Here is a 25066-nt window from a genome sequence, read left to right on the forward strand (position 1 = left end):
GGGGGTCCACATGACGTGAGCGGCTGGTTGCGCGGTCATGAGTCCACCTCCTCGTGGCGTCTGCTGGACGGGCTGAGCTTACCGGTGTGGCCTGCCGTGACGGCGGCAGCCGCGATTGCGGCGAACTGCTCCACCGTGAGGGACTCGCCGCGAGCCTGCGGGCTCACGCCGGCCGCCACGAGCAGCTTCTCGGCTGTTTCGGCGCCACCGGCCCAGCCGGCCAGGGCGGCCCGCAGGGTCTTGCGGCGCTGGGCGAAGGCCGCGTCGACGATCTGGAAGACCAGGCGGCGTTCGACGTCGGCGGGCACGTCGCGGCGGGTGAAGGCGACCAGCCCGGAGTCGACGTTCGGCACGGGCCAGAACACCGCGGGCGGGACCTTGCCGGCGGCGCGCGCGGTGGAGTACCAGGCGAGCTTGACCGAGGGGACGCCGTACACCTTGGAGCCGGGACCGGCGACGAGCCGGTCGGCGACCTCCTTCTGGACCATCACCAGGCCGCCGCGGAGGCTGGGGAGCTCGGCGAGCAGGTGGAGCACGACCGGGACCGCGACGTTGTAGGGCAGGTTGGCGACCAGCATGGTCGGCGCCGGGCTCAGCGTGCTGCCCTTGATGCGCAGGGCGTCGGCGTGGTGCACGGTCAGTTTGGCCGGGTCGGAGCGCTCGGCGACGGTCTCCGGGAGGGCGGCGGCCAGGACCGGGTCCAGCTCGACGGCGTGGACGTGGGCGGCCGCACCGAGCAGGCCCAGGGTCAGCGAGCCGAGCCCGGGGCCGACCTCGAGGACCACGTCGGCAGCGGTCAGCCCGGCCGCGGCGACGATGCGGCGGACGGTGTTCGGGTCGTGCACGAAGTTCTGGCCGAGCTTCTTGGTCGGCGCGACACCGAGGCGCGCGGCGAGCTCCCGGATCTCCGCCGGGCCGAGGAGTGCGTCAGCCATGAGGTCAGAGCCTACGGCTGCCCGGGGGTGACGGTCGGTCACGGGGCAGCGGTGACCGGGTCCGGCACGGTAGAACGAGGACATGACGGAGCTGCTCGCGCTGCGGGGCGTGGTCGAGGCGACACCGGACAAGGTCGCCGACGTGCTGCTCGACGCGCGGCCCGGCGGGCGGTCGCCGCTCGCCGGCACCGGTTCCGCCCGCCCGGCCCGGGGTGACGAGTTCACGGTCACGCTCGAGGGCAGCACCATCACCGTCACCCTGGACCGCGGGGCGCGTTCGATCGCCCAGCAGGGCGAGTGGTGGTACCGCGGGGTCACCAACGTCGAGGCCGACGACCGTGGGTCGCTGGTGGTCCACCGCATCTTCAACGTCGCGCCGGGGCACCGCTGGGCGGTCCGGTTCGTCTCCCGGGGTCCGCTCGCGGCGGCGCCCACGGCGTTCGCCAAGCTGCTCGGTGGTCTCGGCGAGCAGCTCGACTGCGCCGCCTACCCGCTGGACTGAGTCCAGGGGCCGAAGACACGTTCGCCGTTGGCCGAGACGGCCGCGCACAGGGTGTCGAGGTCCCGGCCGGTGGTCTCGGCCAGGGCGCGCATGGTCAGCGGGATCAGATAGGACGCGTTCGGGCGTCCCCGGTGCGGCACCGGTGTCAGGTAGGGCGCGTCGGTCTCCACCAGCATCTGCTCCGGCGGGGTGAGCACGGCCGCCTCACGCAGGTTGGTGGCGCTGGCGAAGGTGACCGTCCCGGCGAAGCTGAGCAGGTATCCCCGGCGTACGCACTCGGCCGCGAAGTCGGCGTCCCCCGAGAAGCAGTGCAGCACCACGACGTCGGGAGCACCCTCCTCGTCGAGCACGCGCAGCACGTCGGCGTGGGCCTCGCGGTCGTGGATGATCAGGGGCTTGGCGTACCGCTTGGCGATGGCGATGTGGGCGCGGAAGCTCAGCTCCTGCGCCGCACGGCCCTCGTCGCCCGTACGGAAGGTGTCGAGCCCGGTCTCACCCAGGCCCCGCACCCGGGGCTCGGCCGCGAGCGCCTCGATCTCCCGCAGTGCCGAGTCCAGATCGGACAGCCGGGGCGCCTCGTTCGGGTGCAGCGCCACGGCGGCGAGCACCGACGGGTGCCGGGCGGCCAGTTCGGCGCCCCAGCGGGAGGACACCACGTCGACGCCGACCTGCATCAGCCGGTCGACACCGGCCTTCGCCGCCGCGGTGATCAGAGCCTCGACCGGGTCACCCGCGTCCGCCCCGCCGGGAACGCCGGCCTCGTGCACGGTGATGTCGAGATGGGTGTGGCTGTCGAAGACGGGTACGGCCAGCGGCTCGGGTGCGGGAGGGAACTCCCCCGCACGCCGGGCGGCCCGCGCCTTGCGCGATTCGGAAGGTGGAGTGCTGTTCATCGTCGTTCAGGATCACATATCCGTCGGTGAGAGTTTTTTCACCCGGACCGGGAGTAACCCTGCGTTCACTTGAAGTCCACCCTCAGGGCCTAGCTTCCACCCGTGACCGTGACCGGTGAGGAAACCGCTGTCGGCACCGACCCTCTGGAGCCGCCCCTGATGGCGCCGCTGCGCCGCGACCTGACCTGGGACAGGGTCCAGTCGATGACGCAGTCCGCCGGTCACCGGGACGACGCCGTCCTGCAGCGGATCCGGTCGACCGCCGCGGTCCGCCGCGGCACCCGGATGATGAAGGTCCTCTCCGCGGCCCAGCTCGCCGGTCATCTGGCCGGCTGGCTCCCGTACGGCTTCTGTTACCGCGCCTGCGACATCGCCCACCTGCGGACGCCGGCCGAGCTGTCGCTGCTGCGCACGGACGGCGCCTCGGACTCCGACGTGGCCTACGCGCTGCGCTGGCGTGCCGTGGATCCGGTCGACTACGAGACCCCGATGGCAGAGGTCCAGAGCGGACTGTCGGCGCTGCCGGCACACTCGCGGGTCGGCCCGATGGTGCTCGGCACCGGTTTCACACCGAGCACCGACGACCTCATCCCGGAGTTCGTCACCGCCGGCTTTGCCGACCTGCCGCTGCCCGCGAACGCCCAGCTCCTCGCCTACCCCGGTACGGGTGACGAGGTTGTGCTGTACACGTACCAGCCCGAGCAGCACGGCTGGCTGCGGCTGGCCGGTCCACGCTGGCGGCACCTGCTCGACGGTGTGCCCGGGGTGAGCCCCGACCGCGAGTACGTCCCGTGCACCGATGCCGGTTCGGCGCGTCTGGTCGGCCGCATCAACGAGCACGAGTACCAGGCCGTCGCCGACCCGCCGGAGGAGTTCCGGGTGCGGGCGCTGACCCGGGCCGCCCGCTACCCGGTGACGACGCTGAGCCGCCGGGCCGAGCAGGCCCTGTGGCGGACCGTGCCGTGCTGGGTGCTGCAGCGTGACGACAGCTGGGCGCGGCTGCGGCTGATCCGCCCGGACGCCGACACGGTCTCCGCCGTGGGTGCCCGCTGCTACGAGCGCGGCGTCTACGAGGTGTGGGCGCCCGTCCGCGAGCTGGTCGACCACCACGTCGCCGAGCTGGCGTACGAGCTCTGAGCAGCACGAAGCCGGTGCCACCCCGAGGGGCGGCACCGGCTCATGGTGTTCCGGAGCGTCAGCTACGAGTGATCTTGGCCTTCACCGTGGACCACTTGCTGGCGTTGTCGGCCCAGTCCCAGGTGCGGGCATCGATGTAGAGCGTGCCCTTGGCGACACCGGGCAGCGACATCTTCCACTTGCCCTTGGACACCTTGACGGTGATCGCGGTGCACTTGCCGAAGTCGGCGTCCGAGTTGACGCGGACCCACTTCTTCTTCGAGTTGGTGCAGTAGACCTTGCTGCCGCTGATCCGGGTGCCCCAGACGTAGACGTACGGCGCGCCGGAGCCCTTGTCGGACGAGGTACCGGTGACCGTCTTCCACGACTTGATGCGGTCCGAGCTGGACGGCTTCTTGACCTTGACGACCGGCTTCCACGAGTCCGTCTTGACCGTGACCTTGCCGGAGTAGATCGCCGAGGTGGCGCCGTACTTGTTGGTGAACGTGGTCTTCAGGGTGATCGCACCCTTGATCAGACCGCCGTTCTTGCGGTGGTAGTAGTACCCGCTGACGGTCTGGTTGCGGGCCTTGAGGTTCTGCACCCAGCCGTCGCCCCAGTCCAGGGTGAGCTTGGTGGTGCCGGCCGGCACGTTGGAGATGGTGAGCTTGAACGACTCACCGCTCCACACCGAGTACTTGCTGAGCTTGAACTTGCCGGGGGTGGTGACCGCGACGGTCGAGCTCGGCGCGGTGGCCTTGCTGGTGTTGCCCGCGGCGTCCTTCAGCGTGACGACAACCGTGAAGCGGCCGTTCTTCGCGTACTTGTGCTTGAACGCCGAGGTGTTCGCCGGCAGCGTGCTGGACGTGCCGTCGCCCCAGTTCACCGTGCGGGTGATCTGGGTGGCCGCGCTCTTGTTGTCGGTGACGGCGCCCTGGGTGAGGGAGACGACCTGACCGATCCACAGGGCCGTGGTGTTCAGCGAGAACTTGCCGACCGGCGCGGTGGTGTCCGCCGGGTCGGTCGTGACCGTCGGGTCCGGGGCCGGGGTCGTCGTCGCGGTTGGCTCCGGGGTCGGGTCGGTCGTGACCGTCGGGTCCGGGGTCGGGTCGGTCGTCGCCGTGGGCTCCGGCGTCGGGTCCGTGGTGGCCGTGGGCTCCGGGGTCGGCTCCGTGGTGGCGGTCGGCTCCGGGGTGGGCTCCGTGGTCGCCGTCGGCTCCGGGGTCGGCTCGCCGGTCGGGTCCTCCAGCACCGAAAGGGCGTCGGTGGAGGACTCGCGGGCGCCGCTCGGGTCGGCGAAGGCGGGCGAGGCGACAACGGCACCGCCCGCGAACATCGCGCCGCTGATGGCGATGGCCAGGAGCGGACGCGTGAGACGTGGGTTCATCGATCTCCTTCGAGGGGGTGGCCTACGAAGGAGACGCATGACATCGGTGCGGCTGCGTCAGGACGCAACCGTACCGATGAAACGCGTGTGTATCCCCCGTGGTCCGGCGCTGAAGGTACCCGACACCCACAACAGGGATCAATCCACTTTCGGGTCAGGCATGGACGTGCGTTAGTTCACACCTCAGGATTCGAGGCGTTCCAGCTCCTCCTCGATCACCGAGGGGTCGAGCTTGCGGAAGACCGGCTTCGGCGCGACCAGCGGCGTTCCGGCCACCAGCGGCACCGACTCCCAGCGCGCGCCGACGGTGTAGTCGCCGGTCAACACCGGGTAACCCGGGCCGCCGTCCAGATCGTCGACCTCCACGATGGACGGCATCGGCGCGTGCACACCCGTACCGCCGAGCAGCTCGTGCACCTTCTGCGCCGAGTGCGGGAGGAAAGGTGTCAGCAGGGTGTTGGCGTCGCTGATCGCCTGGAGCGCCACGTGCAGGATCGTGCCCATGCGCGGCTTGGTGGCCTCGTCCTTGAGCTTCCACGGCGCCTGGTCGGAGAGGTACTTGTTGGCCTCCGCCACGATCCGCATGGCCTCGCCGATCGCCGCCTTCTGCCGGTGCTTGCCGATCAGCTCGCCGACCGACGTGAAGCCGGCCTTCGAGGTCTCCAGCAGCGCGAGGTCCTCCGGCGTCAGGTCGAGCGCCGGCGGGATCTCACCGAAGTTCTTCGCCGCCATCGAGATCGACCGGTTGACCAGGTTGCCCCAGCCCGCGACCAGCTCGTCGTTGTTGCGCCGGACGAACTCCGCCCAGGTGAAGTCGGTGTCGTTGGACTCCGGCCCGGCGGCCGCGATGAAGTAGCGCAGCGCGTCGGCGTCGTACCGCTCCAGGAAGTCGCGGACGTAGATGACCACCTTGCGCGACGACGAGAACTTCTTGCCCTCCATCGTCAGGTACTCGCTGGAGACCACCTCGGTGGGGAGGTTCAGGGCACCGAGCGAGCCCGGCTCGCCGCCCTTGTCGCCCGCCCCGGAGTAACCCAGCAGCAGCGACGGCCAGATCACCGAGTGGAAGACGATGTTGTCCTTGCCCATGAAGTAGTAACCGAGCGCGTCCTTGCCCTGCGCGTCGGCCGCCCACCACTGCCGCCAGGCCTCCGGGTCACCGGAACGGCGGGCCCACTCGATGGACGCCGACAGATAACCGATGACGGCGTCGAACCACACGTAGATGCGCTTGTCGGCACGGTCCTCCCAGCCCTCCAGCGGGATCGGGATGCCCCACTCGAGGTCGCGGGTGATGGCCCGGGGCTGCAGGTCGTCGAGCAGGTTGCGGGAGAACTTGAGGACGTTCGGGCGCCAGCCCTCCCGCGCGTCGAGCCACTTGCCGAGCGACTGGGCGAACGCCGGCAGGTCGAGGAAGAAGTGCTCGGTCTCCACGAACTTCGGGGTCTCGCCGTTGATCCGCGAGCGCGGGTTGATCAGCTGCTCGGGGTCGAGCTGGTTGCCGCAGTTGTCGCACTGGTCACCGCGGGCGGCGTCGTACCCGCAGATGGGGCAGGTGCCCTCGATGTAGCGGTCCGGCAGGGTGCGGCCGGTCGACGGCGAGATCGCGCCCAGCGTGGTCTTGGCGACGATGTACCCGTTGTCGTAGAGACCGGTGAACAGCTCCTGCACGACCGCGTAGTGGTTGCGGGTCGTGGTCCGGGTGAACAGGTCGTAGGAGAGGCCCAGGCCGTGCAGGTCCTCGACGATCACACGGTTGTAGCGGTCGGCGAGCTCACGCGGCGTGACACCGTCCGCGTCCGCCTGGACCTGGATCGGCGTGCCGTGCTCGTCCGTGCCCGAGACCATGAGCACGTCGTGACCGGACATCCGCATGTACCGGCTGAAAACGTCGGAGGGGACTCCGAAGCCGGAGACATGACCGATGTGGCGCGGACCGTTGGCGTAGGGCCAGGCGACCGCGGCGAGAACGTGACTCATGGGTACCAAGCGTAGTGACCGGGGAGCCCGGCTCGCAGGCCACCCTTTTTGTCCCGACACGCCCCGTGATCTCCCTGATCACTGCGGGAAGCCGTAGTCCAATGGGAGACATGACGGGTGACGCGCCACAGCCTGGGGAAACTCCTCGTAACGAGGCCAACCCGTGGTCGTACGCCGACCCCGAGACCGCCTTCTGGCGGGGTGACTCCGAGGACCCGTCGGCCGAGAGCCCCCGGCACCCGCGCCGCCGCCCGGCCGGTGCTCCCGTGCTCGAACCGCCCCGGACCGCCGACCACTCCGGTGAGGCCGCCGAGGCGCACCAGGCCGGTGCGCAGGACGTCGCCGCGGCGCTGAGCGGTGAGTCCCGCAAACCCGTCGAGCAGGACCACCACAAGGTGGACGACGAGCGCTTCAACACCGCCGGCGACGGCACGGTCTACACCGCCAGGGGCAAGGAACAGCCGCGGGCGACCGGGCCGGAGCACGAGCCGACGATCATCGACCTGCTCGCCGCCATCCCGAAGGAACAGCCCGTCGCGACCGAACAGCCGCGGCCGGAGCCCGTACAAGAGGTCATGATCCTGCCCGAGCCGGACCGCAACCGGCCGACGGTGGCCCTGGAACGCGGCCCCGTGCCCGGCCAGCCGCCCTCCGGCCTCTCCCGGCTGGGCCGCGCCCGGGCCGACCGGGCCCGGGCGGACCGCGCACTGCAGGATCGGGTACGCCAGGAGCGCGCCTCAGCTCTCCTCGAGACCTCACCCTTCTGGCAGGCCGGCGGCGAGAACCGCACCGAGGAGAACCCGACGCAGGCCTGGCCGCCGCCGGAGACCCGCGAGAAGCTCGCGAACGCCGGGCAGCCGCCGCGCCGGCGCCCCCGCGATCCGCGCCGGCCCGCACCCGGCCTGTTCGGGCTCGTCGCGCTGGGGCTCGTCGCGGCGTTCTTCGCGTGGGTCAGCGCCGAACCGTTCTGGCTCGCCGTCGGACACGGCGACGAGGGTGCGGTCACGGTGTCGGCGTGCACCGGCTCCGGCGTCACGCAGCGCTGCTCGGGGCAGTTCATCGCCGCCAGTGGCGCGTACCGGGTCGATGATCTTGCTCTGCTCGGGGTCGATCCCGCTCAGCGGGCCACCGGCTCGACCGCGCCTGCCCGGATGGTCAGCAGCGAGAGCCGCCAGGCATACGTGGGTGACACCGGTGTGCTCGTCCACCTGCGGTGGGCGCTGAGTTTTGTGCTCGTGCTGCTCTGCGGGCTGGGCATCGCCGGGCTGACCGGTGCGCGCCGCCTGGAGACCGCCCGGGCCCGGCGGGGTGCGCTGCTGATGAGCATGGCGGGACCGCTGGTGCTGCTCGGCGGTTTCCTCTTCGTCGCCTACTGAGCGGTCCTCGGAGCGCTTCCCTCCGCGTGGACCAGCGCGTAGACCTCTCGTTTACGCAGCCCGTGGACGTCGGCCACGGCCTGGATCGCGTCGCGCCGGGTGGCGCCGGCGGCCTCCCGCTCGGCGACCTCGGCGCGGAGGTCCTCGTCGGCGGGCCGCTCGGCCGGACCGGCGGGAGCACCCGCGACGACCACGGTGATCTCGCCGCGCGGCCCGGCCTCGGCCGACCACTCCGCGAGCTCACCGAGCGGGCCGCGGCGGATCTCCTCGTAGGTCTTCGTCAGCTCACGGCAGACCGCGGCGTCCCGGTCGGCCCCGAAGGTCGCGGCGAAGTCCTTCAGCGCAGCGGTGATCCGGTGCGGCGCCTCGAAGAAGACCAGCGTGCGTGGCTCGGCGATCAACTCCCGCAGGCGGGACCGCCGCCCTGATCCCGTACGCGGTAAGAAGCCCTCGAAGCAGAAACGGTCGCTGGGGAGCCCGGAGAGCGCCAGGGCGGTGGTGACGGCGCTGGGCCCGGGTGCCGCAGTGACCGGGAACCCGGCATCGAGAGCGGCCCTGACCAGGCGATATCCGGGGTCTGAGACGCTCGGCATGCCGCCGTCGGTGACCACCGCGACCACGGCACCACCCCGCAGGGACTCGACCAGGTCCGGCGTCCGCCGCTCCTCGTTGCCCTCGAAGTACGACACGATGCGCCCCGCGACGGTGACGTCCAGGTCGCGGGCCAGCCGCAACAGCCGGCGGGTGTCCTCGGCAGCGACCACGTCGGCCGTCGCCAGCACCTCGCGCAGGCGCGTGGACGCGTCACCGACGTTGCCGAGCGGCGCGCCGACCAGGACCACCCGGCCCGTACCTGTCTCCGCCACGGTCTCAGCCACGGAAGAAGTGCATCACACGAAGACGCGCGGGCTCCGGGCGCCGTGCTCTTCCCCGGCAGCCTACGATCGCGGAGTGACTTCGGCGACGGCTGAGACTGACACCACCGGACCCGCTCCCGCGGAGGCCCCGCCGGACGAGGCGGCGGCCACCGGGCTGCGGGGCGTGCCCGATGCCGTCCGCCGCCGGCTGGCAACGCTGGACAACTGGTGGAACCCGTACTCGTGGCTGATCACGGGCCTGATCGTGGCCGTCGCGGCCATCCTGCGGCTGGTCGGCCTCGACCGGCCCAAGGGCTACATCTTCGACGAGGTCTACTACCCGACCGACGCCTGGGACATGCTCCAGCACGGCGTGGAGTGGGACGAGAAGACCAACGGCCCGGCGTACGTGGTGCATCCGCCGCTCGGCAAGTGGATGATCGCGCTCGGCGAGAAGATCTTCGGCAACAACGAGTTCGGCTGGCGCATCTCCGGCGCGATCGCCGGCACGCTGATGGTCCTCATCCTGATCCGCGTCGCCTACCGGATGTTCCACTCGATCGTCCTGGCCGGTGTCGCGGGTCTGCTGATGACGCTCGACGGTTTCCAGCTGGTGCTCTCGCGCACGTCGCTGCTCGACATCTTCCTCGGCCTGTTCGTGCTGGCCACGTTCGCAGCGCTGGTGCTGGACCGTGACCACTACCGCAGACGCTGGCTGCATGCGCTGGAGAACGGCTACGACCCGGCCACCGCGCGCCGGCTGCCCCGTGTCTTCCCGGGGTGGCTGCTGACCGCCGGTGTGCTCTTCGGCCTCGCCTGCGGCGTCAAGTGGAGCGCGCTGTTCTTCGCACCGTTCTTCGCCATGCTCGTGGTCGTGTGGCGGGTCCAGGCCCGGCGGTCCGCAGGTGTCCGGCGGCCGTTCCTCGGTGGCATCCTCGGCGACCTGGGCTACCTGCTGCTCAGCTTCGCCCTGTCGATCGTCTTCTACCTGGCCACGTGGATCGGGTGGTTCGTCACCGACACCGGCTACTTCCGGCACTACCGGGAGGCGAACGGCCTCAGCGAGCCGCCGGTCCTGGGCGCCCTGCTCAACCTCATGCACTACCACGCCCAGGCGTACAGCTTCCACAGCGGCTTGACCGACCGGCACGTCTACCAGTCGTGGCCGTGGCAGTGGCTGCTGCTGGGCCGCCCGGTGGCCTTCTACTGGAACGGCAACGGCAACTGCGGGGCGCCCAGCTGCGCCGCCGAGATCCTGCTGCTGGGGACGCCGATCCTCTGGTGGTCGTTCCTGCCCGCCCTGGCCGCGCTCGTCTGGTTCGGCATCGCCCGGCGTGACTGGCGCGCTTTTGCCATCGGTACGGGCGTCGTTGCCGGCCTGCTGCCCTGGTTCTACTACGCGGTGGCCGACGGCCGGACGATGTTCGCGTTCTACGTGCTGCCGGCGCTGCCGTTCCTGATCCTGGCCGTCGTCTACGCCCTCGGGGCGATCATGACGCCACCGGCGGGGTTGGTCACCGGCTCGGGACGCACCGACAGACAGCTGATCGGCACCGTGGTGGTCGGCGTCTACGTGTTGCTGGTCGCGCTGTGTTTTGCCTACTTCTATCCGATCTTCGTGGGCCAGCTTCTGCCCTATCAGGACTGGTCGGCCCGCATGTGGCTGGGCGGACGCTGGATCTGATCGCCTGCTCGAACACAGAAACGCCCGCCGCTTCGTAGCGGCGGGCGTTTCTTGTGGAATTAGGTGCGCGCCCCGATCGCCTGCCACGGGGGAAGCGGGCGATAGGAGCGCGCAGGTGAAGCTTAACGACCGCCGATGGTGGACACAACGGGTGGACTTACTCAGTTGTCCGGAAACTTGCCGCCGGTCGGAGATCAGACTGTGACCAGGCAAGCACGCGTCGTTCCAATGCGACAAACCGCACATTGGGTTTAATTGGGTTCAATGCCACTTAACACCTCGTGAATGGCATTCGGATAATGGCGCCCGGATGAGTCGGCAATGAGACAGCAAATAGCGGCCGGAAACGGCGTAACCTTTACCATCCGGGCCGCCTTCCGCAGGTCAGCAAGGGGCACCGAAATAGTGGTGCACAGCATCGCCATCAGGTCAAACGTGAATGGTCACCGTTTCGGCTGATTCCGGTCCCACCTTCGGACGTCATTCATTCCGGTGACACGTCCCAAGATCTGCGGAAGATGTTCTTAAGCTCGCCGCGTGACAGTGCAGGAGCCCAATAACCCGCCATTCGCTGACGTCGACATGCCTGACACCGAGGTGATCGTCGTCGCGCACCCCTCGCCGGTGTTCGTGGACTCGACCGGACGCCGCCGGCGCCTGCTGAAGCGGGTCGCCTACGGCTTCGGCGCCCTCTGCATGGTCTACGGGGGACTCATCAGCGTCAGCCTGGCCGGTGGACCGGTCAGCTCCAGCGCCGTGCTGCCCCTGCCCGACCTGACGGACGACAAGGACGAAGAGGACCTTGTCGTGGCCCGGCCCAGCCCCACACCGGAGCCGGTCGCCACCAAGGCGAGCACCCAGCCCATCCTCGAGGTCTTCCCCCGCCGGGGAGCACCGGTCACCCGGACGACCGAGGCGCGGACCGTCACACCGCGGTCGGCGTCCGCGACCCCGCGGGCGACCAGGACCCCGACCAAGGGCGTGACCCCCAAGCCCAGCAACTCGGCCACGCCGAAGCCGGCCGAGTCGGGGACGACCAAGCCGGCCGAACCGGAGCCCAGCGAGACGACGCCCGCGCCGGACAACCCGCCGGTGATCCCGCCGCCGGTCCCGCCCGCTCCCCCGGCCGTTCCCGGTACGGGCGGCGGCTCGGGTGGCTCGGGTGGCGGCTCCGAAGGCTCCGGAAGCGGTTCGGGTGGGTCCGGTGGATCCGGTGGCTCGAGCGGCTCCGGTGGCGGCTCTGACAGCTCCAGCGGGTCCGGCGGGTCCGGCGGGTCCGGCGGGTCCGGGTCCGGCGGCTCGAGCGGCTCTGGCGGCTCCGGCGGCTCGAGCGGCTCCGGTGGGGGCGGTTCGCCTGTCAGTGCGCCGGCCGACGACGCGCCCGCCCCGAAGCCGCCGGCCGCTGAGCCCGAGCCCGAGCCCGAACCCAGCAGCGGCGAGGGCGCGGCATGACGGGTCGCCGTAACCGCAGACCCAACCGTTCCCGGCGCCGCCTGCTGCCGCGCCCCCGGGTGGTCCTCGGCATCCTGCTGATCAGCCTCTTCGTCGGTGTGCTGGTGGTGCAGGCGTACATCAACGCCGAGTTCACCAGCGACCACGTCGAGTCCGAGGTCGGTGACCAGGCCGGCGTGCCCGCGGCGATCCGCAACGGCGGCCCGATCATCAACACGACCGGCGGCCAGGAGAGCTCCAACCGTCTCCCGGAACGCACGATCGCGCTCACCTTCGACGACGGGCCCGACCCGAACTGGACGCCGAAGGTCCTCGACGTGCTGAGGGAGAACGACGCCCACGGCACGTTCTTCGTCGTCGGCTCCGAGGTCGCACGCCACCCGGAACTGACCAGGCGGATCACCACCGAGGGCAGCGAGCTCGGGCTGCACACGTTCACCCACCCGAACATGCAGCGCATCGCGCCGTGGCGGCGCAACTTCGAGCTGTCGCAGACCCAGGTGGCGATCGCGCAGGCGGCGAACGTGCACACCAATCTGGTCCGGTTCCCGTACTCGTCGAAACCGCAGGCGATCGACGAGGTGAACTGGAAGATCATCAAGGACGCCGGCAAGCAGGGCTACCTGGTCGTCGTGAACGACATGGACAGCGAGGACTGGCAGCGTCCCGGCGTCGCGCAGATCGTCCGCAACGCCACCCCGCCCGACGACACCTCCGCGGTGATCCTGTTCCACGACTCCGGTGGCGACCGCTCGCAGACGCTGGCGGCGCTCAAGGTCTTCATCCCGATGATGAAGGCCCGCGGGTACCGCTTCACCACGGTCACCGAGGGCCTGAACGTCTCCATCGCCGAGCAGGAGCGGGGCAAGGCCGCGGCGGTGCCGCCGCTGCCGGTCAATCCGCAGGCCAGTTCGACGGACCGGCTGCGGGGGGCGGGTCTGCTCTGGACCGTACGGCTGGCGGACGGCATGGTGTGGGGGCTCGCAGGCCTCTTCCTGATCGTCGGGCTGCTGACCATCGGGCGTACGACACTGCTCCTGCTGCTCGCCACCCGGCACGCCCGGCAGCGCCGCAAGCCCGGCTGGACCTGGGGTCCGCCGGTGACCGAACCGGTTTCGGTGATCGTGCCCGCCTACAACGAGAAGGAGGGCATCGAGGCTGCCGTCCGCTCGCTGGCCGGCGGCGATTACCCGGACATCGAGGTGGTGGTCGTCGACGACGGCAGCACCGACGGCACGGCGGCGATCGTCGAGCAGTTGCGCCTGCCCAACGTCCGCGTGATCCGCGTGCCGAACGGCGGCAAGGCGAATGCCCTGAACACCGGAATCGCCCTGGCCCGGCACGATCTCATCGTCACCGTCGACGGCGACACGATCTTCGAGCCCGACTCGGTACGGATGCTCGTGCAGCCCTTCGCCAGCCCGGCCGTCGGCGCGGTGGCCGGCAACGTCAAGGTCGGCAACCGCGACACGCTGGTCGCCGGCTGGCAGCACATCGAGTACGTGATCGGCTTCAACCTCGACCGGCGTCTCTACGAGGTGCTGAACTGCATGCCCACCGTGCCGGGTGCCATCGGCGCGTTCCGCCGCTCCGCCCTGGCCGAGGTCGGCGGGGTCAGCGACGAGACGCTGGCCGAGGACACCGACGTGACGATGGCGCTGTGCCGGGCCGGCTGGCGGGTCGTCTACGAGGAGCGGGCCAAGGCCTGGACCGAGGCGCCGACCACCCTCGAACAGCTCTACCGCCAGCGCTACAGGTGGAGCTACGGGACCATGCAGGCGATGTGGAAGCACCGCAAGGCGCTGACCGACTCCGGCGACTCCGGTCGTTTCGGCCGCGTCGGGCTGCCGTTCCTGGCGCTGTTCGGGGTCGCGTTGCCGCTGCTGGCACCCGTCGTCGACATCATGCTCGTCTACGGGCTGGTGTTCTGGGAGCTCAGTGCGACGTTGAAGGCCTGGGGCCTGATGCTCGCACTGCAGATGTTCACCGCCGCGGTGGCGTTCCGCTTCGACCACGAGTCGTTGCGGCCGCTGTGGCGACTGCCGTTGCAACAGTTCGCGTACCGGCAGTTGATGTATCTGGTGTTGATCCAGTCGGCGCTGACCGCCATGACCGGCGGCCGGTTGCGCTGGCACAAGCTGCACCGCGCCGGGCTCACCGGTGCGCGGAACGCCGCCACGGAGGCCGCCATGATTCCCCAGTCACCCGTCGTGCCCAGCCAGGGTGTCGCACCCGCCGTCGACACCTGGCCGCCGGTGCTGGATCAGCTCCAGGATCCGGCACACCCGGCCGCGGGACGGGCCACCGCTCGCCCGCCGGTGCCTACGCAGAGCCTCCCGCGGTACGACCCCGACGCCGCGTACGACCCCGATGATCTGCCGTCAGCCGGCTCGCCCCCGGCCGGCGGATCCGGTCCCGTGTTCACACGCGGGGCGTAACAGGGTCCTGCACCCGCCCGAACTGCAGCCGGGCGGGTGCAGGGCCTTCACGCGTCGATCAGTTCGCGTTCCGCCGTCGGGAACACCACGTGCAGGGACGTGCCGTCGCCGGGGCGGTCCGAGAGGGCCACCGTCGCGTGGTGGGCGTCCAGGATCCGCTTCGCGACAGCCAGACCGCGGTCGGGATCGGGAACGACAGCCGGATTGGCGATCGCGCCGTAGTACAGGTGCGGGAACAGGTCCGGGCGCATCCCGTCGGGCATGTCCATGTCGTCCAGGCGCACGGTCGGGCCGGACTCCATCTCCGTGCCGACGCGCACCCGGCCACCCTCCGGCGTGTACTTGACCGCCGCGAACAGCAGGTGCATGAGGACCTGCTCCAGGCGTACCGGATCGGCGATGATCGGGAGGGACGGCCCGCCGGCCTGGTTGAGGATCCAGATCTGCTTCGTCGCCGCGATCGGCCGGACCGCCTCGACCGCGCGCTGGGTCAGCCGGGTCAGATCGATCTCGCGCATGTGCAAGCTGTCAGCGCCGTGACCGGCGTCCGCCATCGACGACAGGTGGTCGAGCAGGTCGGTGAGACCACGGACGTGCGCCGAGGTGGCCCGGCCGACCAGATCGGCCATCTCGGCGTTGTGGAAGCCGGTGTTGCCGAGTTCGGACAGATAGGAGCGCATCAGCCGCAGCGGCGCTCGCAGCTTGCCGCCGACCAGCCCGGCCAGGTCGTCCTTGCGACGTTCCAGCTCCTGGAGCCGCGCGGTGGTGTTGACCAGCGCAGTGGCATATCGGCGCAGCTCCAGCTGCGACGTGACCTGCCGGGCCAGCGCGCGCAGCGCCTGCAACTGCTCGTCGTCCAGCCGGCGCGGCACGGAGTCGAGCACACACAGCGCGCCCAGGGCGAACCCGTCGCTGGTGATCAGCGGCGCTCCGGCGTAGAACCGGACACCGCGACCGTCCCCGACCGCCGGGTGCCCGGCGAAGCGGGCGTCCTCCTTGACGTCCGGCACCACGAGCAGGTCACGGCCGAGGATCGCCTGCGAGCAGAACGACAGGTCGCGCGGGGTCTCGGTCAGATCGGTGCCGATCTTGGCCTTGAACCACTGACGGTCGACGTCGATCAGGCTGACGAGCGACATCGGGACGCCGCACACGGTCGAAGCGAGCTTGACGATGTCGTCGAAGTCCTTCTCGGGCGGACTGTCGAGCACGTTGAGTTCGTAGAGGGCGGCGAGCCGGTCGGCTTCGTTGCCGGGCAGGAGTGCTGGCATGACTGTCACCTCCTGGAGACACTCCAGGAATACCACCCAAAAGTAGCGATCCTCGCCTTTTGCCAACTTCTGCCCGGAGGCTCAGGCCGGCCGGTGGCAGACAGCCTCGATGTTGTTGCCGTCGGCGTCGAAGGCGAACGCGCCGTAGTAGTTCTCGTGATAGTCCGGCCGCAGGCCCGGCGGCCCGTTGTCCACACCCCCGGCGAGCAGCGCCGCGGCGTGGAACGCGTCGACGGCGGCCCGGTCGGGGGCGGTGAAGGCGACATGGACCCGGTGCGAGGGCTCCCGCACCGCCAGCCAGAAGAACGGACGGCCGCTGTCGTCACCGAAACCGATGAGCTCAGGCTTCTCCGCCACGACCTTGCACCCGAGCGGACGCAGGGCATTCTCGTAAAAATGCTTGCTCTCGTCGAGGTGATGCACCCCGAGGATGACATGGTCGATCATGATCAGCCCCTCTCACAGCCCATGACGACCGTATATCCGACGTGCGACATTTCTTGATCCGGTGCGCCGAGCGGTGGTCAATATGCGCCGAGCAGAGCAGCCGTGTGACTGACCGGCACGGTGTGGGTGACGCAGTCAGGACCGTCGATCATGTGCAGCAGAAAACCCGTGGGCTCGGCCAGGTAACCGGGCGGCTCGTCCGAATTGAACAGCAGTCCCGCCTGCCGCCACAGACTGGGCGCGATGGTCAGGAGACTGCCCGCGAAGCCCGTCGTGATCGTCCGGTGCACGTGCCCGGCCATCACCCGGACGACGTTGGAGTGCCCGGAGACGACCTCGCGCAGGGTCTCACCGTCACGCAGCCGCATGTTGTCGAGAAACCGGATGCCGACCGGCACCGGCGGATGATGCAGACCGATCAGCACGGGCATCCCGGGCCGCCGCCCGAGCACCTGGTCGAGCCACGCGAGCTGCTCCGCACCGAGCTCACCGGCCGGCGATCCGGGAATCAGCGAGTCCAGCGCCACGACGGTGAACTCCGGGTATTCGACCAGGTAGTACGCCTCCCCGCCGAAGACATCGAGCAGCGCCACCCGGTCGTCATGGTTGCCGGTGGTCAGGTGCAGCGGCAGCGGGAAACTCCCGATGATCTCGCGCAGGGCGGCGTACTCGTCCGGCCGGCCGTGATCGGTGAGGTCCCCGGTGATGACGACGCAGTCCGGCCGGGGGTCGAGGGCCATGACCCGGGCAAGGGCGAGCTGCAACCCGGCGGCGGGCCCCCCGCTCAACGGCCCGGTGGTGATGTGCGAGTCGCTGAGCTGCGCGATGAACGACGTCATGCCGCCATGATCCGGCGCTGCGCGTCCGGCACAACCAAAAGGTCGTAACTCCTACAGCGTCGGCAACAGGACGATCAGGAGCTGCCGTCCACGTACAGGCAGAACGGATGACCGGCCGGGTCGATCATGACCCGGACGCTCTTCTGGGGCTGATGGGCCGCCTCGGTCGCGCCGACCGACACTGCCGCCGTGACCGCCCGCTCGAGATCCGGGACCTCGATGTCGAGATGCATCATCATCTGCTGGTGGCCGGCTTCGTCGGGCCAGGTCGGCCGCTCGTAGCCCGCCGACCGCTGCACAGCCAGATATTCGACATGACTGCCCATCGGCGCGACACCGACAAAATCCGGCTCGTCCTTGACGATTTCCCATTCCATCAAGGCGGCATAGAAGCGAGCGAGCTCCAGCGGTTCGCGGGCCTCGAGGACCACGCCCCAGAAATGCGATGAATTCCGTCCCAACATCAAGCCAGTCTGCCAACGTACGCGCGGCAGCGCATCGCTAGGAACGTCTCGCATACGTTGCGATGATGGTGCCGGTCTCGAAGGTCCGGGACTCGACGAGTCGCAGCTGATCGGGCCGGAAGTCCCCGGCGAAGAGCGGGATCCCCGCACCGAGCACCAGCGGATTGATCTTCACGATCAGCTCGTCGATCTCGTCGCGCAGCTCGGCCGCGAGTTTCCCGCCACCGCACAGCCAGATCCCGAGCCCGTCCTCCTGCTTGAGCTTCCGCACGAACCCGACCGGATCCCCACCGACGATCTCCACATCCGGGGCGTCGCTGGTCAGCGTCCGCGAGAAGACGTACTGCCGCAGCTGCGAGTACGGGCTGGTCATGCCGACCGCCAGGCCGGGCTCGTAGGTCCCCCGCCCCATGAGAACGGTGTCGAACCGCTTGTTCGCCACATCGATGAGCCCGAGAGGCTCCCGCGCAGCCGCCGGCAAGGTCTCGGGAAACTCCTCCAGAATCGCAGCGGCAAAATCACCCTCGAACCCGAAGAAGTCGAACTCCCCACCCGGCCCGGCAATGAACCCGTCGATCGACGTCGCGATGTAGTAGGTCAGCTTTCGCATCGCACCATGCTGTCACGCCAGGCACTGCCCGTTCGGAAGCAGCCCGCGCACGTCCCCCGGGTAAGCGCCCACTCCCATCTGCACATAGGAGACCGCGCAGTAAGACCCACCGAGACGCACGCCGTAGACCACCGCACCATCCGGCGCGGGATCCCCGGGACCCGAAAGGCGAACCACGGCATCGCCGAAACGCAGATCCGCGATGATCTGTCGAACCACCCCCACATCCGCGTCGGTGGCCGGCTGAGGCCGGCTCCCCCGGCGGCAGATCGACCCGCCGGGCGGATGGCAGATCGCCTTGTTCAACGCCTTGTAGATGTCCGTCGCGGAAGAGTCCTGCACGGCCCCGGCCGGCACCGGCGCCCGCCGAGCTTCGTCCAACGCTCGCCGGTCACACAACGCCTCTTCTGCGGCGGCCTGCTGCTCATCGGACGCTTCAAGACGCAGGCACGTCGAGACAACCGCCTCGGTCGAGCCCCGGGGCCGGAGGGCGAACGCCCCAGCGGCCACGAGCGCCAGGACCACCAGCCCCGCCCCCGCAAGCTGCCAGCCACGGATAGACACAGCCACCAGCCTGAACCCACTTGGTTGCAGACACCGGACGATTGCCCGGGACACAAAAAAGGCTGCTTCCGTCACCGGAAACAGCCTCTTTTTCGGGGTGGAGCTGTGGGGATTTGAACCCCAGACCCCCTCGATGCGAACGAGGTGCGCTACCAGACTGCGCCACAGCCCCCCGGTCCTTCAGGACCGCAGCAAGGCTAACAGGTCTCCCGGCCGGCTTGCGAATCACCCTCCCCGGCACGCCGGGAGAGATCGTCAGGCGGGGTGGGAGGAGCCGCGGCCGCCGGCTTCGTAGGCGCGGCCGCGGAGGCCGCCGCCGCGCCGGTAGGACACAGAGCCGCCGTTGACGGCCGCCGGGAGGTCGGACGGGTCGCGGTCGAGGCCCATGGCCGCGCGGCGGACCGCTTCCTTCTGGGCGGCGAGGCGGCGCTGAGCTTCGCGGCGGGCGGCTGCACGGCGGGCCTGCTCGCGGCGTACCTCGGCCTGCCGGGCCGCGAGCCAGGCGGCCTCGCGGGCTTCGAGGCGGCGGCGGTGCCTGTCCGCGATGGCGCGGTTGCGCAGGTGGACGAGGTAGATGCCGAGCAGGGTGCCGGTCACGGCGAAGCTGATCCAGAAGCCCGGGCCGACCGCGAGGACGCCGACCAGCTCGATCAGGTTCAGGAGGAGGAGCGCGGCGAAGACGCGGCGGCGGCGGACCACCGCGGGGGTCTGGCGTTTGCGGACGGGCGGCCGGCGGACCCGTCCGCGGGCCGGGACGAGGCGGAGCCGCCGGGCCGGTGGAGCCGAGACGGGGGCGGCGGAGACCGGCGCAGGATCACCCGTTAGGGTCCGCGACGTAACCAGATACTGGCGGCCGGGGTTTACCGGTCGGCGTCCGGGCACGCTGCGGAGCCGACGGCGGCGCTGCAGCACCCGAGCCGTCGACGACGCCCGCTCCGCCGCCAGGCGCTCGGTGGCGTCGTAACGGCGAACGAGCGCCGGTGCGAGGGCGAGCAGCCCGGCTGCGGCGAGGACGGCGAGGAGTACCGAGGTCGGCACCCTCACTCCTCCCGTCAGCCTTACAGGTCAGCTTTGACACGTCCGGGTGGCCCGGACGCACAAAAGTCCTAATCTCCCCGAGGCTACGGGCGGGAGCTGCCTATATCGGCGCGCCGCGCCGGGGCGGTACCGTCCCGATGATCATTTTGCGTCGGCGCGCAACCTTCGCCAGCGGGCGACCAGGCCACCTTCGGCCGACACCTCTTCGCTGGTCATGGCATATCCCAGGTGGTCGCGCCAGGCGCCGTCGATATGCATGTACCGCGGGTGGTACGCCTCTTCACGGAAGCCCAGTTTTTCGACGACACGCCGGCTGGGGCCGTTCTCGGGGCGGATGTTGATCTCGACGCGGTGCAGGCCACCGGCCCCGAACGCGTGGTCGACGGCGAGGGCCAGGGCGGTCGGGATGACACCACGACCCGCGACCCGGGCGTCGACCCAGTACCCGACGTACGCGGAACTGAACGCCCGCCGGACGATGCTGCCGAGGTTGATGTGGCCGACCAGGCGTTCGTCGCCGTTCTCGCGCAGGCAGACCGCAAACGGCATGCTGTCGCCGCGCCGGGCCGCACGTTTCATGTCGCGGTAGACGTAGAGGTAGGCGCGGGCGGAGTTCATCTCGGCCCAGGGGCCGGGCGGGGACGACTCCCACGGGCTCAGCCACGCCTGATTGGCGATGCGGACTTCGGCCCAGGCGCGCGCGTCACTGCGGCGGTACGGCCTGAGCAGCACGGGCCCGTCCGCCAGGACGGCAGGCCATCCGGGGGTGGACCCCAGCATCATCGCCTCCGGTCGAGCAGCAACACGTCGACGGTCGACCCGGCTGCCGCCGAGGTGACCCGCTCCCCGAGCACCAGCAGTCCGTTGGCTTCGGCGAGGCCGGACAGAGTGTACGGCCCTCCGGCGAGCGGCTGCACAGTGTAACCGCCGCCGCGCCGTTCGGCGACGTGCGCGGGCCGGAACTCGCGGAGCCCGCCGGGTGAGGAGACGGTTTCGAGCAGGTGTGCCTTGACGCTCGTGCGGAACACCGGTTCGGAGCCGGCGAGCAGCTGGATGACGGGCCGGGCGAGCACCTCGAAGCCGATGAGGGCGGCACCGGGCTCGCCGGGCAGGCAGACGACGGGCACTTCCTCACCGCCGACGGTGCCGAAGCCGAGGGTCGCACCCGGGCAGAGCGCCACGTCGGTGAACTCGACCGTGCCGCGCCCGTGGTCACGGCGGGACAGGACGCGGCGCAACATGTCGCCCGGACCCGTACCGGTGCCTCCGGTGGTGATGATGAGATCGGCCCGCAGCGTCTGGTCCTCGAGCAACCCCCGGAGTCCTTCGGGGTCGTCGTCGCAGATCCCGATCCTGTACGCGAGAGCACCCGCCTCGACGGCCGCCGCGGTCAGCGCGTGGGAGTTGGCGTCCACGACCTGCCCGGGCTGGCTGGGCCGGCCGACGTCGACGAGTTCGTCACCGGTGGCCACGACCACGACGCGCGGGCTGGGGCGGACGACCACGTGCCCGATGCCGGAGGCGGCAAAAACCGCGACCATCGACGGCGTCACGTACGAGCCGGCGGGGGCCAGCACCCGGCCGACGGGCAGTTCGTCGCCCGCCCGCCGGACGCCGGAACCCCGTTTGGGCGCGTGCATGATCTCGACGGCCGCCATGCCCTGATCGGTCCAGTGCACCGGCACGACGACGTCGGCGCCGATCGGCAGCGGCGCACCGGCCGCCACCGAAAAACACGTTCCCGGCGTCAGCCGCACCGGTCGCCAGCTGGCGGCGCCGAGGTCACCGACGACGTTCAGGCGGACCGGTCGCGGCCCGCCCTCGAACGCGCCGAACGACGGGTGTGATCCGATCCGCCCGGCGGCGGCAAGGTCCTCCCAGCGGGCCGCGTACCCGTCGATGGCCGACTGGTCGAAGGCCGGGTACGGGTGCGGGGCCAGCACGTCGTTCGCGAGGACGTTGCCGTGCGCCTGGGTGAGGTCGAGGTCGAGCGGAGGCAGCGGCCGTAACCTGCGCAGCACGCTGCCCAGGTATTCGGCGAGAGGCATCAGCTCGTTGGCGGCCGCCTCGGCATCGGCCGTAGCGGTCATCCCCGGGCACCGCCGGCGACGAACTCGCCGAGCCAGGCCCGGAACTCCTCGCCCAGGTCCTCGCGCTTGGCCGCCAGCTCGACAACCGCCTGCAGGTAGCCGAGGGGCATGCCGGTGTCGTAGCGGTGTCCGCGGTAGATGATGCCGTGCACCGGCGTCCCGTCGGCGAGGAGCGTGGCCATCGCGTCGGTCAGCTGGATCTCACCGCCGCTGCCCGGCTTGGTGTCCTTGATCGCGTCGAAGATCTTCGCGGGCAGGATGTAGCGGCCGAGGACGGCGAGGTTGCTGGGCGACTCCTCCGGCGACGGCTTCTCGACCAGCCCGGTCACCTCGACGACGTCCTCGCCCAGGTCGGACGGCGAGACGGAAGCAATGCCGTACCGGGAGGTCTCCTCGGGCTTGACCTCCATGAACGCGAGCACGATGCCACCGGTCTGGGCCTGCAAATCCAGCATGGCGGGCAGCAGCGGCTTGTCCTCCTCGACGAACTCGTCGCCGAGCAGCACCGCGAAGGCGTTGTCCCCGATGTGCGAGGCGGCCACGCCCACGGCGTGACCGAGCCCGAGCGGCTCACCCTGACGGCACGTGTAGATGTCGGCGAGCTCACTGGTACGCCGGACAGCCGCGAGCCGTTCGAGGTCGCCCTTCTCCTCGAGCCGCGCCTCGACGTCGGGTCGCCGGTCGAAGTGGTCCACCATCGACGTCTTGCCACGACCGGTCACCAGCAGTACGTCGGAGATGCCCGCCGCGGCGGCTTCCTCCACGATGTACTGCAGAACCGGGCGGTCCACAACGGGCAGGAGCTCCTTGGGGACGGCTTTTGTCGCCGGCAGGAAACGGGTCGCAAGCCCGGCTGCCGGAATGACGGCCTTCACCGCTCGACGGCCGCTCGTTTGGGCCTTGGTCGTCATCGCAGGGGTCACCGCACCTTCGCTCAAGTCATGCCCGGACATGCCGCGAGACTATCGGCCACGGCCTTGTCGCGGCGGTTGTGGCCCGCCGGACGACACGTCTGGTCCGGCCGTTTGATCGAATTGCCCTTCCGGTACGCCTGCCGAAACCGCGGTTTCCGTCACACCTGTTGCCGGCAACGGCACACTCTCGGCCAGTCGATACGTGTCTCTTCCCGCATTCTTCGCCGCATAAAGGGCGTCGTCTGCCGCATCGAGGACCTGCTGTGCCGTTGTTCCGTGCTCGGGATAAACGGCTATGCCGATCGACACGCTGATCGAGACCCGATCCAGGGGCAATCCGGTCACCGAATCCTGCCGCCGTGGATCGATGGGCACCGGGATGTCCCGGACAGCCGCACCCAGCCGCTCGGCCACGATCACCCCGCCGTACGCGTCGGTCTCCGGCAGCAGCACCACGAACTCCTCGCCACCCTGCCGGAACGCCACGTCCACCTCGCGCAGCCCGATCCGGATCCGCCGGGCGAACTCACCCAGCACGGTGTCGCCGGCGGCGTGCCCGTACGTGTCGTTGACGGCCTTGAAGTGGTCCAGGTCGAGCACGAGGACGGTCAGCATCCGCCCGAACCGGCTGGCCCGCTCGACCTCGCGGCGCAGCGATTCCCGCAGGTAGCGGTAGTTCCAGAGCCCGGTCAGGGGATCCGTCAGGGAGAGCCGTTGTGCCTCCTCGTGCACCCGGACGTTGTGCACGGCCACACCGGCCTGACCCGCGAAGGTCCGCAGGGTGAGCAGGTCGGCGTCGTCGAACTCGTCGCCGCCGAGCCGGTCGTAGAGGGCGAGCACCCCCAGCGTCGCCGGTTGCCCGCTGACCAGGGCGTCACCAGGCACCAGCGGGTCGCCGACGGTCGCCGGGGCGCAGATCGGCACGGCCACGTAGGTCCGGCAGGCCGGCTCGTCGAGAGCGCCGGCACCCGGCCCGAAGCTGCCGCGCCGCGGTTCACCGGTGGCCGCGACCGCACCCAGGACGCCCGCGCCCGGAGTCATGCGCAGCGCCGGCAGGTCGGCCTCGGGCACGTCCCAGCGACCGGTCAGCCCTTCGGCGCAGCGGGCCACGAGCCGGCCGTCCACCGGGTCGAGGAGCAGGACGATGCCCGCACGCGCACCGGTCGCGGACAGCGCGGTCTGCAGGATCACCTGCAGGATCCGGTGCAGGTCGTGGGTGCTGGAGAGGGTGTCGCCGAGGATCGCCAGGTGGCCGCGCAGCTGGTCCCGGCTGGCGGTGAGCGCCTGCACGTAGGACTGCAGCTCACGGGTCATGCGGTTGAACGTCCCGGCCAGTTTGCCGAGCTCGTCGTCGCGACCGACCGGCACCCGGGTGCCCAGTTCACCGTCGGCCACCTTGCCGACGGCCCAGACCAGCTCCTCGAGCGGCCGGGTCGTCGACCGGGCCAGCCGGCGGGCGACCACGATCGCCCCACAGGCGACGATCACCACCCCGCCGAGCAGGAACGCGTAGAGCGACATCGGGTCGGAGCTCGGCACCGAGACCGCGAGCGGCAGCGGCTGACCGGGCTCGGCCGGGATGCCCCGCACATGGTGATGTCCGCGTCTGGTCATGCTCCCGGGCAGCGCCGCCGCAACCCGTCTGCTCACCCGGTCGGTCTCGGAACTCAGCGCCGGCCCGGCTCCCGGACTGTCGCCGGCCAGCAAGGTCACCTCGGCCCCGCTGGACGCGGCCAGCCTGTTCACGAAGCCCGCGTCGAGACGCTGGGCGGCGGACACCGTGATCTCACCCTGGCGAGCCCGCGCGACGATCGCGGTGACGGACCCACCGGCAGCCGGGGCGGCGCAGTCACGCTGATCGGCCGAACCCTCGGGACCGATCCGGATCTCCGACGCCAGGCCGCGCGTGACGAGCTGGTCGGCAGCGGGCCGCCGGGCCTCCTCGGGCAGCACGGCCACCGCGTCGGCGGCAGCCTGCAACTGCCGGCACATCGCCCCGACAGCGGTCCGCACCGTCGTCGCGGCATGATCGAGTCGCTCGACCGTCCGATCCTGGCTCACCGTGGCGACGGTCATCCCGACAAAGAAGGACCCGAGCAGAACAGGACCGAGCACGACCGCCAAAAAAGCGGTAGTAAGTCGGCCACGCAGAGTCACACGTCCTCCTGGAAGTGGCCTTCTTTGGAGCGATGCTGACATAGTGTGCACC

Annotated in this window: 22 protein-coding genes and 1 tRNA gene; 6 read left to right on the plus strand and 17 right to left on the minus strand. The window is 70.3% G+C overall.

Going from position 1 to position 25066, the window contains the following annotated elements; translation table 11 throughout:
* Positions 1-35: 35 nt before the first annotated feature.
* Positions 36-935: a 16S rRNA (adenine(1518)-N(6)/adenine(1519)-N(6))-dimethyltransferase RsmA gene (gene rsmA, locus AFR_RS39990; protein ID WP_041841495.1), complete on the minus strand. Its 900-nt coding sequence runs from the start codon at positions 933-935 to the stop codon at positions 36-38.
* Positions 936-1017: 82 nt separating this feature from the next.
* On the opposite strand from rsmA, the gene AFR_RS39995 reads away from it, so the two are divergent.
* The gene (locus AFR_RS39995) at positions 1018-1437 is read left to right on the plus strand and encodes a hypothetical protein (RefSeq protein ID WP_023562548.1); all 420 of its coding nucleotides are present in this window, start codon (positions 1018-1020) and stop codon (positions 1435-1437) included.
* Here AFR_RS39995 and AFR_RS40000 read toward each other — a convergent pair.
* Positions 1422-2330, minus strand: a complete 909-nt coding sequence (locus AFR_RS40000) for a TatD family hydrolase (protein WP_023562549.1) — start codon at positions 2328-2330, stop codon at positions 1422-1424. The two genes, AFR_RS39995 and AFR_RS40000, sit on opposite strands and share 16 nt — an antisense overlap.
* Positions 2331-2432: 102 nt before the next feature.
* Here AFR_RS40000 and AFR_RS40005 point away from each other — a divergent pair, with 102 nt between their 5' ends.
* Positions 2433-3467 (plus strand): hypothetical protein, encoded by a 1035-nt coding sequence (locus tag AFR_RS40005; protein WP_023562550.1) that lies wholly within the window; start codon positions 2433-2435, stop codon positions 3465-3467.
* A 58-nt stretch (positions 3468-3525) separates the two neighbouring features.
* Here the strand turns inward: AFR_RS40005 and AFR_RS46530 are convergent, their stop codons facing one another.
* Positions 3526-4833: a PKD domain-containing protein gene (locus AFR_RS46530; protein WP_023562551.1), complete on the minus strand. Its 1308-nt coding sequence runs from the start codon at positions 4831-4833 to the stop codon at positions 3526-3528.
* Positions 4834-5016: 183 nt separating this feature from the next.
* Positions 5017-6813, minus strand: a complete 1797-nt coding sequence (gene metG / locus AFR_RS40020) for a methionine--tRNA ligase (RefSeq protein ID WP_023562552.1) — start codon at positions 6811-6813, stop codon at positions 5017-5019.
* 110 nt (positions 6814-6923) lie between these two features.
* On the opposite strand from metG, the gene AFR_RS40025 reads away from it, so the two are divergent.
* Positions 6924-8189 (plus strand): hypothetical protein, encoded by a 1266-nt coding sequence (locus AFR_RS40025; RefSeq protein WP_023562553.1) that lies wholly within the window; start codon positions 6924-6926, stop codon positions 8187-8189.
* Here the strand turns inward: AFR_RS40025 and rsmI are convergent.
* Positions 8183-9067, minus strand: coding sequence for a 16S rRNA (cytidine(1402)-2'-O)-methyltransferase (gene rsmI, locus AFR_RS40030; RefSeq protein ID WP_238547195.1), 885 nt, complete (start codon positions 9065-9067; stop codon positions 8183-8185). The two genes, AFR_RS40025 and rsmI, sit on opposite strands and share 7 nt — an antisense overlap.
* A 73-nt stretch (positions 9068-9140) precedes the next feature.
* Here rsmI and AFR_RS40035 point away from each other — a divergent pair, with 73 nt between their 5' ends.
* From AFR_RS40035 to AFR_RS40045, 3 genes are all read left to right on the plus strand, one after another.
* Positions 9141-10730 (plus strand): dolichyl-phosphate-mannose--protein mannosyltransferase, encoded by a 1590-nt coding sequence (locus AFR_RS40035; RefSeq protein ID WP_023562555.1) that lies wholly within the window; start codon positions 9141-9143, stop codon positions 10728-10730.
* Between the two features lie 582 nt (positions 10731-11312).
* A complete protein-coding gene (locus tag AFR_RS47345) occupies positions 11313-12182 on the plus strand; it encodes a superantigen-like protein SSL4 (protein WP_023562556.1) in 870 nt (289 codons plus the stop codon).
* A complete protein-coding gene (locus AFR_RS40045; RefSeq protein ID WP_023562557.1) occupies positions 12179-14620 on the plus strand; it encodes a bifunctional polysaccharide deacetylase/glycosyltransferase family 2 protein in 2442 nt (813 codons plus the stop codon). Before AFR_RS47345 ends, AFR_RS40045 begins: the two co-directional genes overlap by 4 nt.
* Positions 14621-14667: 47 nt before the next feature.
* On the opposite strand, the gene AFR_RS40050 is transcribed toward AFR_RS40045, so the two are convergent.
* The 12 genes from AFR_RS40050 to AFR_RS40105 form a co-directional block, all read right to left on the minus strand.
* Positions 14668-15891 (minus strand): GAF domain-containing sensor histidine kinase, encoded by a 1224-nt coding sequence (locus AFR_RS40050; protein WP_023562558.1) that lies wholly within the window; start codon positions 15889-15891, stop codon positions 14668-14670.
* Between the two features lie 81 nt (positions 15892-15972).
* On the minus strand, positions 15973-16338 hold the full coding sequence (locus AFR_RS40055; protein WP_023562559.1) for a VOC family protein: 366 nt from the start codon (positions 16336-16338) through the stop codon (positions 15973-15975).
* Positions 16339-16415: 77 nt separating this feature from the next.
* Positions 16416-17177: a phosphodiesterase gene (locus AFR_RS40060; RefSeq protein WP_023562560.1), complete on the minus strand. Its 762-nt coding sequence runs from the start codon at positions 17175-17177 to the stop codon at positions 16416-16418.
* A gap of 74 nt (positions 17178-17251) precedes the next feature.
* The gene (locus AFR_RS40065) at positions 17252-17641 is read right to left on the minus strand and encodes a VOC family protein (protein ID WP_041841497.1); all 390 of its coding nucleotides are present in this window, start codon (positions 17639-17641) and stop codon (positions 17252-17254) included.
* 37 nt (positions 17642-17678) lie between these two features.
* Positions 17679-18251 carry a dihydrofolate reductase family protein gene (locus AFR_RS40070; protein ID WP_023562562.1) on the minus strand — a complete coding sequence of 191 codons (573 nt, stop codon included), beginning with the start codon at positions 18249-18251 and terminating at the stop codon, positions 17679-17681.
* A gap of 12 nt (positions 18252-18263) precedes the next feature.
* On the minus strand, positions 18264-18815 hold the full coding sequence (locus tag AFR_RS40075; RefSeq protein ID WP_041841498.1) for a hypothetical protein: 552 nt from the start codon (positions 18813-18815) through the stop codon (positions 18264-18266).
* A 98-nt stretch (positions 18816-18913) separates the two neighbouring features.
* Positions 18914-18987 (minus strand) — tRNA-Ala (locus AFR_RS40080).
* Positions 18988-19070: 83 nt separating this feature from the next.
* Positions 19071-19853, minus strand: a complete 783-nt coding sequence (gene sepX, locus AFR_RS40085) for a divisome protein SepX/GlpR (protein ID WP_023562564.1) — start codon at positions 19851-19853, stop codon at positions 19071-19073.
* A 141-nt stretch (positions 19854-19994) separates the two neighbouring features.
* Positions 19995-20633: a GNAT family N-acetyltransferase gene (locus tag AFR_RS40090; RefSeq protein WP_023562565.1), complete on the minus strand. Its 639-nt coding sequence runs from the start codon at positions 20631-20633 to the stop codon at positions 19995-19997.
* Positions 20633-21943 carry a molybdopterin molybdotransferase MoeA gene (locus AFR_RS40095; RefSeq protein ID WP_023562566.1) on the minus strand — a complete coding sequence of 437 codons (1311 nt, stop codon included), beginning with the start codon at positions 21941-21943 and terminating at the stop codon, positions 20633-20635. Before AFR_RS40095 ends, AFR_RS40090 begins: the two co-directional genes overlap by 1 nt.
* Positions 21940-22854 carry a UTP--glucose-1-phosphate uridylyltransferase gene (locus tag AFR_RS40100; protein WP_148308348.1) on the minus strand — a complete coding sequence of 305 codons (915 nt, stop codon included), beginning with the start codon at positions 22852-22854 and terminating at the stop codon, positions 21940-21942. The genes AFR_RS40095 and AFR_RS40100 overlap by 4 nt, the downstream gene beginning before the upstream one ends.
* Positions 22855-22905: 51 nt before the next feature.
* A complete protein-coding gene (locus AFR_RS40105; protein ID WP_041841500.1) occupies positions 22906-25014 on the minus strand; it encodes a diguanylate cyclase in 2109 nt (702 codons plus the stop codon).
* Positions 25015-25066 lie beyond the last annotated feature (52 nt).

This window comes from Amorphoplanes friuliensis DSM 7358 (genome assembly GCF_000494755.1).
In the GTDB taxonomy this organism is placed as follows: Bacteria; Actinomycetota; Actinomycetes; order Mycobacteriales; family Micromonosporaceae; genus Actinoplanes; species Actinoplanes friuliensis.

Bases quoted from the DNA above. Each gene is read 5' to 3' on its own strand.
- metG (WP_023562552.1), bottom strand. From the start codon at position 6,813: ATGAGTCACGTTCTCGCCGCGGTCGCCTGGCCCTACGCCAACGGTCCG.
- AFR_RS40060 (WP_023562560.1), bottom strand. From the start codon at position 17,177: ATGACGTCGTTCATCGCGCAGCTCAGCGACTCGCACATCACCACCGGG.
- AFR_RS40045 (WP_023562557.1), top strand. From the start codon at position 12,179: ATGACGGGTCGCCGTAACCGCAGACCCAACCGTTCCCGGCGCCGCCTG.
- AFR_RS46530 (WP_023562551.1), bottom strand. From the start codon at position 4,833: ATGAACCCACGTCTCACGCGTCCGCTCCTGGCCATCGCCATCAGCGGC.
- AFR_RS40100 (WP_148308348.1), bottom strand. From the start codon at position 22,854: ATGACGACCAAGGCCCAAACGAGCGGCCGTCGAGCGGTGAAGGCCGTC.
- AFR_RS47345 (WP_023562556.1), top strand. From the start codon at position 11,313: ATGCCTGACACCGAGGTGATCGTCGTCGCGCACCCCTCGCCGGTGTTC.
- AFR_RS40065 (WP_041841497.1), bottom strand. From the start codon at position 17,641: ATGTTGGGACGGAATTCATCGCATTTCTGGGGCGTGGTCCTCGAGGCC.
- AFR_RS40095 (WP_023562566.1), bottom strand. From the start codon at position 21,943: ATGACCGCTACGGCCGATGCCGAGGCGGCCGCCAACGAGCTGATGCCT.
- rsmA (WP_041841495.1), bottom strand. From the start codon at position 935: ATGGCTGACGCACTCCTCGGCCCGGCGGAGATCCGGGAGCTCGCCGCG.
- AFR_RS39995 (WP_023562548.1), top strand. From the start codon at position 1,018: ATGACGGAGCTGCTCGCGCTGCGGGGCGTGGTCGAGGCGACACCGGAC.
- AFR_RS40050 (WP_023562558.1), bottom strand. From the start codon at position 15,891: ATGCCAGCACTCCTGCCCGGCAACGAAGCCGACCGGCTCGCCGCCCTC.
- AFR_RS40090 (WP_023562565.1), bottom strand. From the start codon at position 20,633: ATGCTGGGGTCCACCCCCGGATGGCCTGCCGTCCTGGCGGACGGGCCC.
- AFR_RS40000 (WP_023562549.1), bottom strand. From the start codon at position 2,330: ATGAACAGCACTCCACCTTCCGAATCGCGCAAGGCGCGGGCCGCCCGG.
- AFR_RS40070 (WP_023562562.1), bottom strand. From the start codon at position 18,251: ATGCGAAAGCTGACCTACTACATCGCGACGTCGATCGACGGGTTCATT.
- AFR_RS40055 (WP_023562559.1), bottom strand. From the start codon at position 16,338: ATGATCGACCATGTCATCCTCGGGGTGCATCACCTCGACGAGAGCAAG.
- AFR_RS40025 (WP_023562553.1), top strand. From the start codon at position 6,924: ATGACGGGTGACGCGCCACAGCCTGGGGAAACTCCTCGTAACGAGGCC.